This window comes from Staphylococcus sp. 231237_7MaSpsaltlick, assembly GCF_043107035.1.
In genome coordinates, this window is record NZ_JBICNX010000008.1 from 136,467 (window position 1) to 154,990 (window position 18,524).

The window sequence follows — 18,524 nt, forward strand, 5'->3', positions numbered from 1 at the left end:
TTACTATTAATCATAACTTATTAAATTAAGTTGCTTTTCCATTCCCTAAAAATAAACATATTTTAGACAAATACCCTCAACGAAATCACAATACTTACCATTAATAACTCTGTTTATTTTACACTTTTAAAATCAAATCAAATAAGGCTAAAATTGCATATAAATATCTGACAATAAATAAAATTCTTATTCTTTAATATTTACAACCTTTTTATGAAAGCGTATACTTATCTTTGTCTAAAACAATCAGGAGGTTCTATATGGGAATTAAAGTTAATAAGAAGCTCATCTTTTTCCTAGGTGCCTTGGGAGGATTACTCTATGGTTATGACATGGGAGTAATTTCAGGTGCATTATTATTTATAAGAGATGACATACCATTAAACAGTATTACAGAAGGATTAGTTGTATCATCCATGTTGGTTGGTGCGATATTTGGCTCGGGTGCCAGTGGTCCAATGTCGGATAGACTTGGACGAAGACGCGTTGTATTTATTGTTGCAATCGTCTATATCGTTGGGGCATTAATCTTAGCATTAGCACCTTCAATGCCAATACTTGTATTAGGTCGTTTAGTTATCGGATTAGCTGTCGGTGGTTCTACTGCCATCGTACCTGTATATTTATCTGAAATGGCGCCTACTGAACAACGTGGTTCACTTAGTTCATTAAACCAATTAATGATAACAATTGGTATCCTTTCTTCATATTTAATCAACTATGCATTTACACCAATTGAAGGTTGGAGATGGATGTTAGGTTTAGCGGTATTACCTTCATTGATTTTATTAATCGGTGTTGCATTTATGCCTGAAAGCCCTAGATGGTTACTTGAGCATAAAAGTGAAAAAGCTGCGCGTGACGTGATGCGATTAACGTTTAGCGAAAGCGAAATAGATAAAGAAATTGCAGATATGAAAGAAATCAATCGTATTTCTGAAAGTACATGGAATGTATTGAAGTCACCATGGTTAAGACCAACGCTAATAATAGGTAGTATATTTGCCTTATTCCAACAAATCATTGGTATAAACGCAATCATTTATTACGCTCCTTCAATCTTTAGTAAGGCAGGACTTGGGGATGCTACTTCAATTTTAGGTACAGTTGGTATCGGGACAGTTAACGTATTGATTACTATTATTGCAATTATGATTATCGATAAAGTTGATCGTAAACGTTTATTAGTAATTGGTAACATTGGCATGGTCGCTTCATTATTAATCATGGCAATATTGATTTGGACAATAGGTATTCATGCGTCAGCTTGGATTATCATCCTATGTTTAACATTATTTATTATTTTCTTTGGTTTCACTTGGGGTCCAGTATTATGGGTTATGCTTCCTGAGTTGTTCCCTATGCGTGCACGTGGTGCTGCGACAGGTATTGCAGCATTGGTATTGTCAATCGGAAGTTTATTAGTGGCTCAACTTTTCCCAATTTTGACTGAAGTATTATCTGTTGAACAAGTCTTCTTAATCTTTGCAATTATTGGTATTGGGGCATTAATCTTTGTTGTTAAATATCTGCCTGAAACTAGAGGCCGTAGTTTAGAAGAAATTGAAGCTGATTTACGTTCAAGAACAAGTGCGACAAACGCACATATTGAGGAAAATAAATAACATGCTCTGCACATTAAATATTTTATTATGAGCTCTATTGGCAAACTGCCATGAGAGAAAAAATGTTAGTTTTAGACTGTTAATAGAAAGGTCACTCAAATAACCTTGTCAATATTTCATAGTATTGTATATTAAATAAGACTGGGAGATAAATACCCAGCATTAAGCCCATCAAAGATTTAAAATCTTTGATGGGCTTATTATTTATATCAATACTGAGTATTATCATTGCTTGCTTACCCAGGGGACTGGGTCGAAACTCGATCTCTACAATCACCCTACTACCTCAAGTGTCTCGCAAACAATACGCAGTTCTTAAATGTTATTACTACAAAAAATAAGAATTTAATAATGAATTATAGGAAATATGCTATGTCTATTTATAGCTTTCATCATCAAATCTTTACATTTACTCTTTAATTGTTTCCTTATAATAAATGTGAATTATTTAGATCTTATTATTTACTATCAATCTTTTCTTTTACATAAGTGACGAAATCTGCTAACCTCTTATCATCCATATCACTCATCTTAAATGTTCCTACACTAAATGTAATATTTAATGTTCCTTCAGTGACATCAATGGCTTGCACTTCGTCATAACCAATATTTCTATAATAAAATTCGCCTGCCATATCGACATTCAATATCAATCTTTCATTCGTCGCAATATAAGCTGCTTCGAACACTTTAACTTCGCCATTTACTGGATAAGGCATATTCCCTAATACGGAAGGTCCTTGCTTTTCAGTAGGAAATAAATCTGCTGGATTCACTTTATCTAATATCATTTTATATGCTCCTTTTCTATTTTTATAGGGTCAAATCTACATCTGAAATATCAATATCCATAGCTCGTGCAACGCCTTCACCATAAGCAGGATCTGCGTGATAACAATGTTTAATATGTCTATGCTTAATTGTTTCACTTACTGGTGCCATTTCATTTGCAGTATTATTAAATAATGTAGTTTGTTCCGCTTCACTTAATATTCTAAATAATTTTCCAGGTTGTTCAAAATAATTATCATCGTCTTCTCTATGATTATATTCATAAGCTTCGCCTTGTACAGCTAGTCCAGGTTTCTTAAACTGTGGTTGATCTTCTAATGCATCCTTACTATTTGGATAATAATGTGTCTTACTGCCTTGATTGTCATCTAATATGCGCATTTGACCATCTCTACTAAATGGACAAAGGTTCTCAACACCTACACCTTTTGCTTGGTTCACTGGAATTTGCCAGTGATTAACACCTAATCTATAGCGTTGCGTGTCACCATATGAAAATAGTCTACCTTGTAGCATTTTATCTGGTGAAAAATCAATACCAGGCACTATATTTGTTGGCGCAAAAGCAGCTTGTTCAACATCTTGGAAATAGTTTTCAGGATTTCTATTTAATTCAAACTCACCCACTTCTATTAGTGGATATTCATCTTTATACCAAACTTTCGTTAAGTCAAATGGGTTATCTTTATGATTTTTAGCTTGTTCTTCCGTCATGACTTGAATGTACATTTTCCATTTTGGATAGTTACCATCCTCAATATTATTAAATAAGTCACGTTGTGATGAATCTCTATCTTTGGCAATCACTTGTTCCGCTTCTTCTGCAGTGTAATTTTCAATACCTTGTTGACAACGATGATGGAATTTAACCCACACGCGTTCACCTTGTGCATTGTACATAGAATATGTATGTGAACCAAATCCATGCATATTTCTATAACCTTTAGGTATGCCTCTATCTGTCATCAAAATAGTAACTTGATGCAATGCCTCCGGTAATAGTGTCCAAAAATCCCAATTCGCTTCTGGATCTTTCATGTTCGTTTTTGGATTTCGTTTAACGACATGATTTAAACTAGGAAATAACTTTGGATCTCTAAAGAAGAACACTGGTGTATTATTTCCAACTAAATCCCAGTTTCCTTCATCTGTATAGAACTTTAATGCAAAACCACGAATATCACGCTCGGCGTCTCCTGCACCTCTTTCTCCAGCTACCGTTGAAAATCTTGCAAACATTTCCGTTTGCTTACCTACGGCTGAAAAGATACTAGCAGATGTATATTGAGTAATATCATTCGTTACTGTAAATGTTCCAAAAGCACCTGACCCTTTGGCATGCATACGTCTTTCAGGAATAACCTCTCTATCAAAATGGGCCATTTGTTCTAAAAAGTAAATATCTTGCATTACTAATGGACCACGTGGACCAGCTGTCATACTATTTTCTCTATCAGATACAGGCGCTCCAAAGAGTCCCGTTAATTTATTATTCATATTTATACCTCCAACTGTTTATTCAAGCCTTATATTCGATATTAAATATCTCTTTATAATAATTACTAATTTATAATTATTATAAACTATTATACATGAGTTGAGATATAAATCTATAACTATTCGATAATTATTGATAATTTATACTTATAATTGATAATTTCTTTTTATCATCATTTTCATTTCTGATCAATCATTGTCAATATTCAACCATACAAAAAACGCACAACCATGCCAATCACCCTTATAGTGATTACTAAGTTGTACGTTTATTAAACCTTAATATAATATTTTCAAACTCGGATTATTCTACTTTGAGATTCAAATAATTGTCACATTTTGTAATTAACAATCAGATAACCTTATATTTAATCTAAGTTGTTACCTGTGAAATACACTATTGCTAATAACTATTTAAATAGCCTATTGTTATGTTTTAATACTTAATATACATACCACCAGAGCGAGGTTCAGTCGTTATAAATCCAAATTTTTCATATAATTTATCTGCTGGATAATCTGCAATCAAGCTCACATAAGAACCTTGTTCAGCTATCGATTCGATATAAGACATTATTTCTTCCATTATAGTTCTACCATGACCTTGTCCTTGATAAGCTTGTGCTACAGCGACATCGATGATTTGAAATGCTGTTCCACCATCACCAATAACTCTACCCATACCAATTAACTGCTCATTATCATATAATGTAACATTGAAAAGTGCATTAGGTAATCCCTTCTCAGCTGCCTCTAGAGATTTGCCACTCATTCCTGCTGCTAATCTTAAATCACAATACGCTTTAACTTGTGGATGTTCATATCTAACTTCTACCACTTATTATCACCCTTCTATATTTATATCGTCTATATTAAATACAATAAACGATTATAAATATTTTTTCATAACTACTTGGTTTGCAGATTTAAACACTTCATTATGACTTGAAACAAAGCCTTCAGGTTTAGCTTCCGGTTCTATATAGACTTTAGCTAAATTTGCTGCATTTGCTGCATCACTAAATGCGCTTGCAATAAGGTGTGCTTTAGCATCATGATAAATAATGTCGCCACAAGCAAATAATCCATCTATACTTGTAGATGTATTTCCAAAGCCCTTTATTCTATATTCATTAAACATATCAACTTGTGCAGATGATTGTTTAAGCAATGTATTCTCTACATCAAATCCATGACTAATAATCACTTCATCAAATGACTCTTCTATTTTCTCTTTTGTTTCAATATCTTCAAGCACTACTTTGTTTATTCTAGTTTGGGTTTCATCACCAATCAGTTGATGAATATGTGTGTTAGGCATTTTTCGCACATTGAGTTCTGCTAAAACCTTTTTCATTGCTTCATAGCCTTTAATATCTGCTTTACGATAAATAAGCGTTACACTTTTAGCATAACCACTTAAATCATTCGCCCAATCTAAAGCGGAATTACCTGCTCCTGAAATCAAGATATTCTTATCTTTAAAACGTTTCAATGATTGCACTACATAGTGAAGATTAGTTAATTTATAACGCTCAGCATCTTTAATGTCTAGTTGCTTAGGATTTATAATGCCTCCACCAATCGCAACAATAACTGATTTCCCTTCAAATATATTGCCTTTATCGGTTTCAACTTCAAAATGTTGTTCAGAGACCTTTCTGATATCTATGACACGCTCTTCTAGATTAACTTTCGGATCAAAATATAAACCTTGCTTGATCGTATCTTGTATTACTTCATAACATGGTTTAGGTGCTAAGCCACCAATATCCCAAATGATTTTTTCAGGATAAACATGCATCTTACCACCTAATTTGTCTTGAATATCAATAATTCTTACGTCCATACCTCTTAACCCTGAGTAAAAACTCGCAAATAGTCCTGCAGGTCCTCCACCAATTATTATCACGTCATCCATTAAAAATTCCTCCCAATTTCTACTCCACTAATAATGCTATTATCCTATAACTGATAATGATTATCAATATCTAACTATTAGTAATTCTAAATTTTTATAATATTACTCGAATTGTAAAAAAATTTAAAAAACCTAGTCTCTATTAAAAATCTAGAAACTAGGCTAATATTTGATGATACGTAAATAAATTTGAAATTAATCGCGTGGATCCTTTACAATTGCATTCCTTAATAAGAAAAATAATAATATAAACCCTGCGGTTAATGTCGTATGGCCTATACCTGTATATCCGGCAAATGTCTCTGGAACCTTCAGTCCAATAACTTGGTATGTACCTTTCATAAACATCATTCCTATTGTCGCTAATACACCTAAATTGTATATAACGAAAAACCAATTAAATAAATAATAACTACTTAATTTAAATACTTTCTCGATAGGTAATAATACGAGATGCATAAACATTCCCAAGATTAAGGTATGCGTATGTACTACCACCAACTGTGTATCTCCTGTGAAATGATGTGCTACCGTTAGTTCCCTGTAATAGAACCCACTTAGTAAGCCTAAAATAGTATAAATTAAAAATGCATACAAAATTCTGCGCATCTTTACGCCTCCTTAAATACATTATAGGATAAGTTGTATTAAAATAAAGTGACAATTAAACAAACTTATCAAACAGTCCTACCGTAATGTTTCATATCTTTAAAACAATATAAGGCTATATTCAATTTCATTGTACATTGTCTTAGCGTACTTGAGAATAATCCTATGTATAACAACTTCTAACATCTTATAAAAGTTAACCAGATTATGTGCTATCACGGGAAAATAAGTCATCATATGTATAAATATTACAACATGTCTCAATTAACACTACCAATAGAAAATGATATCGCACAAATTGGAAATATGATGAATTTATATATCCTAATTATAAGAAATTTGAATTTAATAGATACGCTTATCGCAAGGATAGCTATGTTTTTAAAAGAGATTTCAAATTATATGAATGTGACATTGTTCAGCATGTCCACTACGTAATCAATGTATAAAACATCATTCGAAACCCAATAAAACAATTTTGAGGAATTATAATTGGGAATATTTCAAATCTAAAATAAATCGACAGCTTTCAGCACCAGAAACACAAATATCTACAGTCAACGAAAAATTGAAGTAGAACCTGTTTTTGGATTCTTGAATGCTTTTTTAGAGTTCACTCGCATGTCACTTCGAGGAATAACAAATGCAAAACGTAAACTTGGATTAGCATTACTGGCTTTCACTATAAGAAAAATAACAGGACTAAGTGCTAATCAATTTGATAATAATAGAAAAATCGATAATTTTTACATTTTCACAGTAAAAATCATCGATTTTATTTTAGTCTAAAAGAGTAATATTTTAGATACATAAAGTTTTAATTATGTGTAGTAGGAACCTTGTTTCATTTTATTTCGATTACGTATTTTCATGTGCCTCAATCTCATCAATCTTATCGACTTTACGCTGAGAACCACCTTCCCAACTTACATTCAAATACGCCTCGACATTTTTCTTTGCAACTTCAATACCAATAATTTGTGCACCCATTGTTAGAATTTGTGCATTATTGCTTAACTGTGCACGTTCAGCAGAATAGTAATCATGTGCCAAAGCTGCACGTATACCATTTAATTTATTAGCAGTAATTGCAACACCAATACCAGTACCACAAATTAAAATACCTCGTTCATTATTACCTTGTTGAATACTCTTACCCACTTCTAATGCCACATCTGGATAATCCGTTTCGGCACAATGATGACAACCAAAATCTTCAACTTCATGGCCTAATTGTTCTACGTGTGATTTTACCGCTTCCTTTAAATCATATCCATTATGGTCTGCTCCAATTGCTATTTTCATTGTTTATTCCTCCTTGTATCAATTTTCAGGCAACAAATGGCTTAAACGTTTCTAGCATAAGATAAGCAGACATTGCTCCTGGATCAATATGTCCTTGCGAACGATAACCTAAACGCTTTGATCTACCTTTATTGGAAATAATATCTTTGGTACTTTCCATCCCTTGCTTGGCAGCTACCAATCCTTTATCAAATCCAACTTTAAATAGCTCACCTTTACTTTTTGATTGTTCTAACGAGTTAAAAAATGGTTCTAATGTATCAATCATCGTCTTGTCTCCGATTTCAGCCTTCCCTCTGGCCTTAATCCCTTTGCTAAACGCAATCCAAAAATCATATAATGCAGCATCATCTAAATTGTCTTTGTTTTTTACTGCTACTGCCCCCTTTAAATATCCAGAAGCATAGAGTGGACCAACTGATGAACCAACTGCATCTAAGAACGTCTTGCCTACTGCAACACTAATTTTGGCTATATCATTTTGACTCTGCAGTTCATTATTAATTTCTTGTTTGACTGCTTGATATCCAATATTCATAGTGACACCATGATCACCATCACCGATTTTTCTATCGAGTTCACATAGTGTATCTTTCTCATTCTCAAATAGTTCAGTAAGCTTTATAATATATTGCTTAAATGCCTGACCGGAAACTGTCATGAATTCTACCCCCTTATACTTCTTTAAAATTTGGACAATCAACAGGATGTGAAATACAGCGTTTTAACGTTTCATCAACTTTCATTAATGTAACTGAAAATCCACCCATCTCCATCGATGTAATAAAGTTACCTATATAAGTTTTATATGTTTTAATATTTCGTTCATTTAAAATTGCAGCTACCTCTTTATTGATAATATATAATTCCATCTGAGACGTAGCACCTAAACCATTGACCAATACAACAACTTCGTCATTTTGTTGGTATAGTCCTTCTTTTAAGATATTTTGCATAATCACTTGTACAGTTTCCTGTGCTGTTCTTATTGTTGTTTTTTCAATACCAGGTTCTCCATGATGACCTAATCCAATTTCCATTTCATTCTCTTCTAAATCGAAACTAGGTTTGCCCGTTTGTGGTAAATAACATGGACTTAACCCGATACCCATAGACCTTGTATTATCATTTGCTAACTGTGCGATACGTTTCACTTCATCTAAATCATAGCCGAAATCAGCCGCAGCACCCGCAGCTTTATACACCAATAATTCTCCAGCAATTCCTCTACGATCATCGATATCTTTAGACGATGCTACATCATCATTGCCAATCACAACTGCAGTCTCAATGTCATCTTCAATTTCAGTCATTTCACTCGCCATTTCAAAGTTCATCAAATCGCCAGCATAATTACCATAAATATATAAAACACCATGACCATCATCTATCTCTTTTGTCACTGCCTGTATTGGTATCGGCGAAGGTGATGCAAATATGTTTCCTACAGCAACACCATCTGCCATTCCTGCACCAACATAGCCTAAGAATCCTGGTTCGTGACCTGAACCTCCACCAATCAATATACTTACTTGACGATCGGGGTTACGTTTTTTACCAATAAGTGCACGTTGATGTACCTCAGTACGACGAATATAGTCTGGATATGCAATAACATAACCATCCACTAATTCATCAATTACATCATCTGGATTATTAATCATCTTTTTCATATGCTTACGCTCCTTTTTACTTGGGGTAATGATTATTTATATTTAAGGTACAAGAACTACTTTTAAAGATTTGTCACCTTTTTTCATTAATTCAAATCCTTCTTCAAATGATGCTAATGGCAATTGATGCGTCACTACACCCTCAGTTGGAAAATCACCTTTTTGAATACCATCAATAACAAGCGGATAACAATATGGTCCCAAATGACTGCCCATTAAATCTAATTCTTTACGATCAGAAATAATACTCCAATCTACTGTTACTGGTTCACCAAATACTGAAAATTCTACAAAACGTCCTAACTTTCTAATAGCACTTAACCCTTGTTCAACTGATTTAGGGTGGCCAGTTGCTTCAATATAAGTATCGCAACCATATCCATCTGTCATCTCTTTTATTTCTTTAACCACATCGACTTCTGCTGGATTCATAACGATATCAGCACCGAATTGTTTAGCTAACTCTAAACGGTCTTCTTTCATATCTAATACAACTAATGTTTCTGCGCCTGCCTTTTTAGCAGCACCAACCATACCAAGACCAAGCGTGCCAGCTCCAGATAAAACAACGAAATCTCCAAGTTTGATGTTAGCGCGTTGAACCGCGTGTAAGCTACATGCATAAGGTTCAATTAGTATTGCCTTTTCAATTGGTAAATCTTCAGGGACTTTATAGTTAATCGCTTCTTTAGTAAATTTCATATATTCAGCCATGCCACCATTAACATTATTTTGGAAACCATATAAGTCATGCTTTTCACACATCCAATATTCTCCACGATTACAGAATCTACATTCCCAACAAGGTACAATTTGTTCTGAAATAACACGATCACCTATTTCAAAATCAGTGACCTCATCACCTTTAGCAACAATACGTGCGATAAATTCATGCCCCGGTATCATTGGCGCCTTAATATATGACGGTTGTGTTTCATCTCCCCAAAAACTAGGCGCACCCCCATATGCTTTAATATCTCCTGCACAAATACCACAAGCTTCAACTTTAACTACAATTTCTTTTGCATTTTCAATAACGGGTGTATCTACTGTTTCATATTTATAATCTCCAGGTGCATATGCTACAATTGCTTTCATTTTGTCTGGGTAATTTTTATTAGCCATACTTAACAACTCCCTATAATTTTTAGAAAACGCTTTCATTTACAATTGCTATTTTAATATATATTTTCGTTTTATACAAATATTTTTTCGTTTCTTTTCGTTTTGAGTTGTTTCTATTGGATTCAATAAAATATGTGTTAAAATATATTATGATTCTAAAGAGGATGTGAGCGAGTTTGAAAATGTACGCAGATGAAAGACGAGAGCATATATATAGCTATATCAAGTCACATAAACGCGCTACCGTAAGACAACTTTCTGATTATTTAAGCGTGACCGAAGCGACCGTTCGAAGTGATTTGAGAAGATTAGAAAGTGAAAATAAATTAACACGTACCCATGGTGGTGCAAAGGTAACCGAAAATATTTCATCAAAATTGAACTTTTCTTATCGATTAACGCAAAAGCATACTGAAAAGTACAAAATAAGTAAACATGCACTTAAAAAAATCAAGCCACAACAATGTATTATGATTGATGCGAGTTCTACCACTTATGAATTAGCAAAATTATTAGCAGATACAACAATGGAGCTTACCATCATTACCAATGGTTTAGAAAATGCAGTGCTATTAAAGGAGAATCCGCATCTAACAGTCCTTGTAGTAGGTGGTTTTGTCTCTGAAGACTCAAATGCAATCACAGGCAACATAGATTCACAAATACTAGAAATGTATCACATTGATTATTTCTTTTTATCTGCAAATGGCCTAACATTACAAAATGGATTAACCGATTTTTCATTACCAGAAGTGCAGTTAAAGAAACAAATGGTACAAGAAAGTGAAAATGTTATTGCACTTATCGATAGCAGCAAATTTGATGTTTCTTCAACATTATCATTTGCTAAAGCAACGGAAATAAATGAAGTGATTACAGATCAATTACCTGATCATAAATGGACTCAAGATATGCCATTCACATTAACGATTGCAGATAACTAAAAAAGGAACAATGACATTAACAAAGTGACTACTCCCATTGAATGAGAACACTTGTTAATCATTGTTCCTTTTAATTTTTATTTATAAGCTGGCTAACTTCCGCCACTCCAACCTACTAATGTAAAGAAATAAAGTAATGCTGCCCCTACAATAATCCATATGACAAATAGTGGCACCATAAACTTCAACCATGAAGCAAAGTTACCTTTTGCAATTGCAATAGCTCCTACAGTGGCACCCAATGTAGGTGTGACAAGGTTGCCTAATCCCCCTCCAAATGACAGTGCGGTTAATAACATCTGATCATTTACACCTAACGTATGTGTGACGGGTTGTAAAATAGGAATCATAACACTCATTAAACCTGATCCTGATGGCACTAAAAAGTTAAACACGGTTGCCACTAAGAATACGAGTACTGAAACGATGCCAGGAGAAGAGCCATCGAGTTGTGTCGTCAAAGCATGAACAATAGTACTTAGAATTTGACCTTTTTCTAATATAACACTGATTGTATTAGCCATTATAATAGCGAAGGCTACTACCAACATAGGCTTGGCACCTTCTATAAATCCATCAACCATTTGACTCGGTGACTTTCCCTTTATTAAGTAAGCAATCACAAAACTCACTCCAAATACTGTAATAAAGACACCATTACCATAGTGCTCGGACCATTTTAACAAACCGTTACCTAACGCTAAGATAATAGGCGTCAAAATAATCAATGATACTACTAGATAATCTCTAACACCTGCCGTAACTTGCTGTTGAATATGTTGTTCTGTATTGTCATATTGTTGAAGCTGCCATTCAGTTGTAGTCATCAAACTGTTATCAACATTTTTGATGACACGTTTTGCATACCAAATAACATAGACTAAGGTTACAGCTAAAAACACCACATACATTATAGTTCTACCACCATACCCTGAATAAAGCGGAACATGTGGATATACGATTTGACCTATTTTGGCCATACCAGATGGTGATACTGAAAATGCCATATATAAGGGTAAAAATGTTATTGCTAATGCGGTAATCGGATCAAGTTTCAAACGATTAACCAATATAACACCCAATGTTACAAAGACAATCATTTGGTCACCACCGACAAAAAAGCCAATAAATGCCATTAAAGAAAATAGTCCAATAACCAAAGGCAATGGTCCCGCATGTTCAAAGCGCTGTATAAAATAATTTGTCACTGTCTTGACAGAATCTAATTGCAAAATGCCTCCCATTGCTCCACCAATAAATAATAATAAAGTCACCGTTTGTGCAGACTGTATACCTCCATTTAATATAAGTGTAACTGCATAAAAAGGGTTAATCCCATGCTGATGAATCGCGTGATAAGTACCTTGAATAATTGTTCCATCAGCATGTTTATCAAACGTTCCTGCAGGAATGACATATGTCAAAAAACAAGCAAACATCATCATCAAGAACATCATAAATAATACGTGTGGTAATTGTATGTTTTTCTTAACCTTTGTCTTTACTTCAGTATTCGAATCTATATCACGTCGATCATGTCGTGTTAATGATTCATATGATGCTGCATTATATTTAGACATATGTTTCAACACTCCTTCAATAACATTTTATAACAATTCCTTTGTCCATTAATAAAGCATTTCTAAACTATGTTCTAGTTATGCACACTAAAATACATAGTGCTACTTATCGTTAAATCAATCTCAGTTTTATATCTGAGATTATAAATTTAATGCCCTATCGTTTGCTTTGAATATCTATTTTCTTTATAAGGTACACCAATATTTTCTCGTAAAGTCTTGCCTTTATAACCTTGGTGGTAATATCCTTGTTGTTCTAACCGAGGTAAGATTTCATTGATAAAATCATCATATATCGGACCGTAAATGTGCGGACCAAAGATAAAACCATCGGCAGCACCGCCTTCAAACCACTCTATAAGTAGGCGTGTTACTTCATCATATGTTCCTGTAAATGGCGAGCGTTTTGCTGTTTCTTCTAATGCAACTTCTCTTAGTGTCAGATTATTGGCTTTTGCTCTTGCAGCAATAGCCTCTGTTGTTGCACGAAAACTATTCTGCCCCATATCACCTAATTCTGGGAAAGGTGCATCTAAGTCATATTGGGTAAAGTCATGATGGTCGTAATATCTACCTAGATAATCTAAGGCATCTTCGATTGTGGCTAATTGTTTAATTTCAGAAAATCGTTGCTCTACCTCTTCGTGAGTCTTACCGATAACTGGGGATAATATTGGGTAAATTTTAACTGTTTCTTTGTCTCTACCGAATGCTTCTGCTTGTTGTTTGATTGCATCATAATTGTATTTCGCTTGTGTAAAGGATTCACCTAATGTAAACACTGCATCAGCATATTTTGCAGCATATGCTTGACCTTTTGGTGAGGCACCTGCTTGAAATATTACAGGCTGACCTTGTTCAGAACGACCAGCATTTAGCGGCCCTTTAACTTGAAAGTACTTTCCTTTATAGTCAAGTGTATGCATCTTACGCTTATCTAAATATTCATGATGCTCTGCATCAAATTTAAATGCATCATCTTCATACGAATCCCATAATCCTTGTACGACTTGTATATGTTCTTCAGCAATGTCGTAACGGACATCATGTTCAGGGTGCTCACCTTTAGAATAATTTGATGCACTTCCTTCCAATGGAGAGGTCACGATGTTCCAGCCAGCACGTCCATGACTAATACGATCGATAGTTGCCAATTGTCTTGCCACTGTATAAGGCTCACTATAAGAAGTTGAAATGGTACCTACCAAACCAATACGTGAGGTAATCGGTGCTAAAGCAGCTAGCAAAGTTAATGGTTCATGGCGATCTAAAAAATGTGGTATAGATTTTTCATGTATATATAAACCGTCTGCCACAAATAAAAAGCTAAACCCCGCGTCTTCCGCTTTACGGGCAATTTTTAATTGAAAATCAAAATTAGTACTAGCATCACTAGGTACTTCTGATGATTTCCATGCATGCATATGACTGCCAGGTCCATTCAACATAATTCCAAAATCAATACTTTGTCGTGTCATATTATCCCTTCTTTCTCTAATTGTTCACTATTAACAGGCGCAAGTTGTATTACTGTTTGCTTTCTTAATTGAGCATCATGAACCGGCATATGTAACATGAACTCATCGATATCACCATCAACATTCAGCTTTGCAATTGCATCCTTAATTTGATGGGCTTCCCCAGTAAAGACATCAATACGCTTTTCTTCAATTTCAAATTTCTCAGTGGATTGTTGGCGAAATAGATCAACCTGTGATTGATTATTAACCGTTATCTTTCGACCATCTTCAAAATGTAATGCATAGTTCGTACGACCCGCTTCAACTTTTTCTAGTTGTTCTAAATTCTCCGCTACAACTGCTGCAACGGCTACAATCATTCTCCCTTCAGGATAAATCTCTTTATAGCTTTGGACAGCTTCTTTTAAAGCTTTATCATTCGAATTAATAAAGTAAGCATAAATAAATCCTACACGTTCTTTAGCCGCTAATTCTGCTGAGTTTATACTTGTACCAAGTAAAAACACCTCTGGTTTAGTTACTTCTTCATTTCTTATAGCAGTTGTGAGCTGTGCAAATTCTGAATCTTGTGGGAAACTTTGCTGATTAAATTGATTTAAAAGATGAAATTTTTCTTCGAAAGAGGATGCATTCTCATTTAAGTCTGCTTGCAAAGCCTTTGTTGCAAGTGGAAATCCACCAGGCGCTTTACCTATACCTAAATCAACACGTCCTGGCGCAAGATTACTAATAAAATGAAATTGTTCAATCACTTTAAATGGGCTGTAATGTTGTAACATGACACCACCTGAGCCAACACGAATTGTTGTTGTTTGATTCAAAATGTGTGTCACAAGTATTTCTGGACTCGTACCAGCAACTTCCGGCATATTGTGATGTTCTGCTACGAAATACCGTTTATATTTTAAATTGTCTGCTAGTTGCGCTAATTTAACGCTACGCTCTATAGCTGCTCTAACTGTCTGACCATCGTCTAAAGGACTTTGATCCAAAATACTAATATCAGTCACTTGATGACCTCCTTACAAGAATATTCTGAAAATGATTTAACCATATATTATGCCTCTCTCAACAGTTTGTCAACTATTCTTATCGTTTTAGTCAGAATTAATTTTTAAAAAATGAACTAGGAACATAATGTTGTCTTGTCTTTAACGTTCCTAGCTCTATTTTAATGATTACTAACATTTTATTTATAAAGCAGTATAGCCCCCATCAATCGTTAGTACACTGCCAGTCACAAACGATGACGCATCTGATGCTAAGTATACAGCTGCACCTTGCAATTCTTCTGGCACACCTGGTCTACCTAATGGCGTGAACTTCATCCATGTATCAATCATATCTCCACCTTGGGCAAAATAATCTTTAGTTAATTCCGTTTTCATATACCCGGGTGCTATTGTATTAACGCGTATGCCATGTTGAGCCCATTCACTTGCTAGACTTTTAGTAAACATAATAACAGCACCTTTTGATGTGTTATATGCCGCTTGTGGTTGTGGTGTATTTACAATAATACCTGACATTGAGGATGTATTGATTATCGATCCTTTTTGTTGTTTGATCATCACTTTTCCTACTGCTTGTGATACTAACACCATACTATTAATATTAACATCCATATTTTTTACCCAACGCTCATAGGGCATATCTTCGAATTTAACATGCTCATTAATTCCAGCATTATTAAATAAGATATCAATATGTCCAAAGTGATTTACAACATCCTGGACCATCTTATCAACATCTTCTACATTTGTGACATCGACTTTACAGGCCATTGCTTCATTACCTGTATTACTTTCAAATTCTGTAGCAGTTTGTTGCGCTAATTCGTAATTAATATCTGCAATTACAACATTTGCCCCTGCTTCTGCTATACCTTGTCCCATTGCCTTACCTAATCCTGTAGCTCCACCAGTAATAATGGCAACACGATCTTTCAATTCAAACTGATTCCAAATACTCATCGTGACCCCTCCATTTTAAGTTGATTAAGTCACAGTTTAAATTAAGTCATATGACTATACAATGAAAACGCTTTTTCAAATAATATCAACAATCCTTACCTGTATCAAAGCCTAAATTAGGCTTAATGCCATTTCTAAATTCGCATATGGTTATGGTTCTCTTCTTAGAAGTTAATTGCTTATTAATTTTTAAGTCTCCATTTATATCATCACCATTTTTATTACTTTTACAAAAATGGTAATTTCCTATTCCAATAGCAATTGTCCTTTAGAGTGCTTAATAGTTGTTATTTTCCATAAGCACTTTGATGTAAAGTCATAGTACTTTAAACAATATTTTGGCGAGACTCCTGAGGGAACAGGACAAGCTGAAGACTACAGGCTGAAGCTGTCCCCTAGGAAAGCGAGCCAACAATATAAAATACTATATAAAAAAAGCACTCAGATAAATGAAATCACTTTATTATATTAATATAAAGTCATAGTACTTTAAGCAGTATTTTGGCGAGACTCCTGAGGGATCAGGACAAGCTGAAGACTACAGGCTGAAGCTGTCCCCTAGGAAAGCGAGCTAACAATATAAAATACTCCAAAAAAAGAGGCACTCAGATAAATCTGAGCGCCTCTTTTTTTGGAGTATATGTCCTAGATTTTTTAAATGATTAATATTTTACGAAGGAACTTCAGTTCGTTTATCACTATGCTTTCTAATCATTGTTGCAGTTAATATTGAGACAATACCAAATATCATAAATCCAATAAACATCCACATTGTTGAATTCATTTCCAATGATTGGTTCATATATAACAATTCTCTTAAATAATTAGCATAATGTGTAAAAGGATTCCAACTTACAATATAATCTTGATAGAACTGTGGTAAGAATTGTTTCGGCAATGTCACTAATTGCATACTAAAGAACATTAATAAGAAGAAAATTGGTATTGCTTTCATTCCTAACCATGACATCGTTCCTAAGATCAATCCTATAAATGCAATAATAGCAATTGAAACATATATAGCAATTTTATTTATATCATCAAAGTTAAAATCCTGCACTTCAGACATGAAATAAATATAACCGAAACCACCAATAAATGCAGTAACTACTGCTACAGCCATTTGAGCAAGCGATGCAATCAAACGTTGACTTAATTTGATATTATTACTTGTTCTAAAAGCATAGAATAACAATACAGAGCTGACTAATGCACTCATCCATACTGGCATAAACATCAAGAACGGGCCATTACCATTTGCTTGATGAGATTTAACTTTATTTATTGTTTCTTTATCGATTGATACTGGATTCGTTACATCTTTAATATCTTTAGCAGATACTTTAACATCTTGTTTATTTAAAATTTCTAAACTTTGTTGTGAAATCTGACTATTAACATTTTCTCCAACTTTACTTAATACGTTATTCGCAATTTGTACAGCTTGCATACTAGCTCCACCGTTAACGATTGTTTTGATATTAGCTTGCTTTACGTCAGTTGTTGATCCTGATTTATTAGCCATTTGCTTTTTCATTTGTTGTAATTGTGCAGGTGGTATTTCACCACTATCTGCCTTCTCTTTTATTTCTGCTTGTTTACTGTCACTTACTAATTTTTGGGTTTTAGATAATGCATTTTTTGAAAAGTCTTGTTCAATTACTGCCACACCAAAATATTTTTGCTCTTTCAAACCTTTACGCGCTTCTTTTTCACTGTCAACGCTTACCCATTTAATCTTATCTGAATCACTATCTGTTAATTTATCTTCCAAATTTTTACCCACATTCACATTTTGACCTTGCATATTATTACCTTCATCATGATTTACAATTGCTATTGGTAAAGATTTAGGTGACGGATTATATGCAGGATAAAAAGCTGTCGCTAGTATGATCAATAATACAATGATTGCAATCGGTGCAATCCATAATAGTTTATTTTTAAATATATTCATTTGTTTTACCTCCTTAAATATACAATGTGTTGTTTAATTAAT

Annotated in this window: 16 protein-coding genes and 1 pseudogene; 3 read left to right on the top strand and 14 right to left on the bottom strand. The window is 34.0% G+C overall.

What is annotated here, in order from left to right:
- The first annotated feature begins 260 nt into the window (after nt 1-260).
- Nucleotides 261-1,625 (top strand): glucose transporter GlcP, encoded by a 1,365-nt coding sequence (gene glcP / locus ACF91D_RS16675; RefSeq protein ID WP_107527412.1) that lies wholly within the window; start codon nt 261-263, stop codon nt 1,623-1,625.
- A gap of 458 nt (nt 1,626-2,083) precedes the next feature.
- On the opposite strand, the gene ACF91D_RS16680 is transcribed toward glcP, so the two are convergent.
- The 5 genes from ACF91D_RS16680 to ACF91D_RS16700 form a co-directional block, all read right to left on the bottom strand.
- Nucleotides 2,084-2,416 carry a hypothetical protein gene (locus tag ACF91D_RS16680; protein ID WP_107527410.1) on the bottom strand — a complete coding sequence of 111 codons (333 nt, stop codon included), beginning with the start codon at nt 2,414-2,416 and terminating at the stop codon, nt 2,084-2,086.
- 22 nt (nt 2,417-2,438) lie between these two features.
- Entirely contained in the window at nt 2,439-3,914 is a 1,476-nt protein-coding gene (locus ACF91D_RS16685; RefSeq protein WP_107527409.1) for a catalase, read from the bottom strand.
- A gap of 436 nt (nt 3,915-4,350) precedes the next feature.
- Nucleotides 4,351-4,752, bottom strand: a complete 402-nt coding sequence (locus tag ACF91D_RS16690; protein ID WP_107512740.1) for a GNAT family N-acetyltransferase — start codon at nt 4,750-4,752, stop codon at nt 4,351-4,353.
- Between the two features lie 51 nt (nt 4,753-4,803).
- Nucleotides 4,804-5,835 (bottom strand): NAD(P)/FAD-dependent oxidoreductase, encoded by a 1,032-nt coding sequence (locus ACF91D_RS16695; protein ID WP_107527408.1) that lies wholly within the window; start codon nt 5,833-5,835, stop codon nt 4,804-4,806.
- A 195-nt stretch (nt 5,836-6,030) separates the two neighbouring features.
- Nucleotides 6,031-6,444, bottom strand: a complete 414-nt coding sequence (locus tag ACF91D_RS16700) for a DUF2871 domain-containing protein (protein ID WP_107512738.1) — start codon at nt 6,442-6,444, stop codon at nt 6,031-6,033.
- A 296-nt stretch (nt 6,445-6,740) separates the two neighbouring features.
- Here ACF91D_RS16700 and ACF91D_RS16705 point away from each other — a divergent pair.
- Nucleotides 6,741-7,233 (top strand): annotated as a pseudogene (locus tag ACF91D_RS16705) (transposase); the annotation flags it as partial.
- 69 nt (nt 7,234-7,302) lie between these two features.
- Here the strand turns inward: ACF91D_RS16705 and rpiB are convergent.
- The 4 genes from rpiB to ACF91D_RS16725 are packed head-to-tail and all read right to left on the bottom strand — an operon-like array spanning nt 7,303 to nt 10,547.
- Nucleotides 7,303-7,749 carry a ribose 5-phosphate isomerase B gene (gene rpiB, locus ACF91D_RS16710; protein ID WP_042739303.1) on the bottom strand — a complete coding sequence of 149 codons (447 nt, stop codon included), beginning with the start codon at nt 7,747-7,749 and terminating at the stop codon, nt 7,303-7,305.
- 25 nt (nt 7,750-7,774) lie between these two features.
- Entirely contained in the window at nt 7,775-8,410 is a 636-nt protein-coding gene (dhaL, locus tag ACF91D_RS16715) for a dihydroxyacetone kinase subunit DhaL (protein ID WP_107527571.1), read from the bottom strand.
- 13 nt (nt 8,411-8,423) lie between these two features.
- Nucleotides 8,424-9,422: a dihydroxyacetone kinase subunit DhaK gene (locus tag ACF91D_RS16720; protein WP_107527570.1), complete on the bottom strand. Its 999-nt coding sequence runs from the start codon at nt 9,420-9,422 to the stop codon at nt 8,424-8,426.
- 42 nt (nt 9,423-9,464) lie between these two features.
- Nucleotides 9,465-10,547, bottom strand: a complete 1,083-nt coding sequence (locus tag ACF91D_RS16725) for an MDR/zinc-dependent alcohol dehydrogenase-like family protein (RefSeq protein ID WP_107527569.1) — start codon at nt 10,545-10,547, stop codon at nt 9,465-9,467.
- 176 nt (nt 10,548-10,723) lie between these two features.
- On the opposite strand from ACF91D_RS16725, the gene ACF91D_RS16730 reads away from it, so the two are divergent.
- Complete coding sequence (locus ACF91D_RS16730) at nt 10,724-11,491, top strand: DeoR/GlpR family DNA-binding transcription regulator (RefSeq protein ID WP_107512733.1); 768 nt, start codon at nt 10,724-10,726, stop codon at nt 11,489-11,491.
- Nucleotides 11,492-11,583: 92 nt separating this feature from the next.
- Here the strand turns inward: ACF91D_RS16730 and ACF91D_RS16735 are convergent, their stop codons facing one another.
- From ACF91D_RS16735 to ACF91D_RS16755, 5 genes are all read right to left on the bottom strand, one after another.
- Entirely contained in the window at nt 11,584-13,071 is a 1,488-nt protein-coding gene (locus ACF91D_RS16735) for a Na+/H+ antiporter NhaC family protein (RefSeq protein ID WP_107527568.1), read from the bottom strand.
- Nucleotides 13,072-13,220: 149 nt separating this feature from the next.
- The gene (locus tag ACF91D_RS16740) at nt 13,221-14,549 is read right to left on the bottom strand and encodes an LLM class flavin-dependent oxidoreductase (protein ID WP_107527567.1); all 1,329 of its coding nucleotides are present in this window, start codon (nt 14,547-14,549) and stop codon (nt 13,221-13,223) included.
- Nucleotides 14,546-15,562, bottom strand: a complete 1,017-nt coding sequence (locus ACF91D_RS16745) for an MsnO8 family LLM class oxidoreductase (RefSeq protein WP_107589260.1) — start codon at nt 15,560-15,562, stop codon at nt 14,546-14,548. Before ACF91D_RS16745 ends, ACF91D_RS16740 begins: the two co-directional genes overlap by 4 nt.
- Before the next feature lie 183 nt (nt 15,563-15,745).
- Nucleotides 15,746-16,525 carry an SDR family NAD(P)-dependent oxidoreductase gene (locus tag ACF91D_RS16750; protein WP_107527565.1) on the bottom strand — a complete coding sequence of 260 codons (780 nt, stop codon included), beginning with the start codon at nt 16,523-16,525 and terminating at the stop codon, nt 15,746-15,748.
- A gap of 670 nt (nt 16,526-17,195) precedes the next feature.
- Entirely contained in the window at nt 17,196-18,482 is a 1,287-nt protein-coding gene (locus tag ACF91D_RS16755) for a YhgE/Pip domain-containing protein (protein ID WP_119624449.1), read from the bottom strand.
- Nucleotides 18,483-18,524 lie beyond the last annotated feature (42 nt).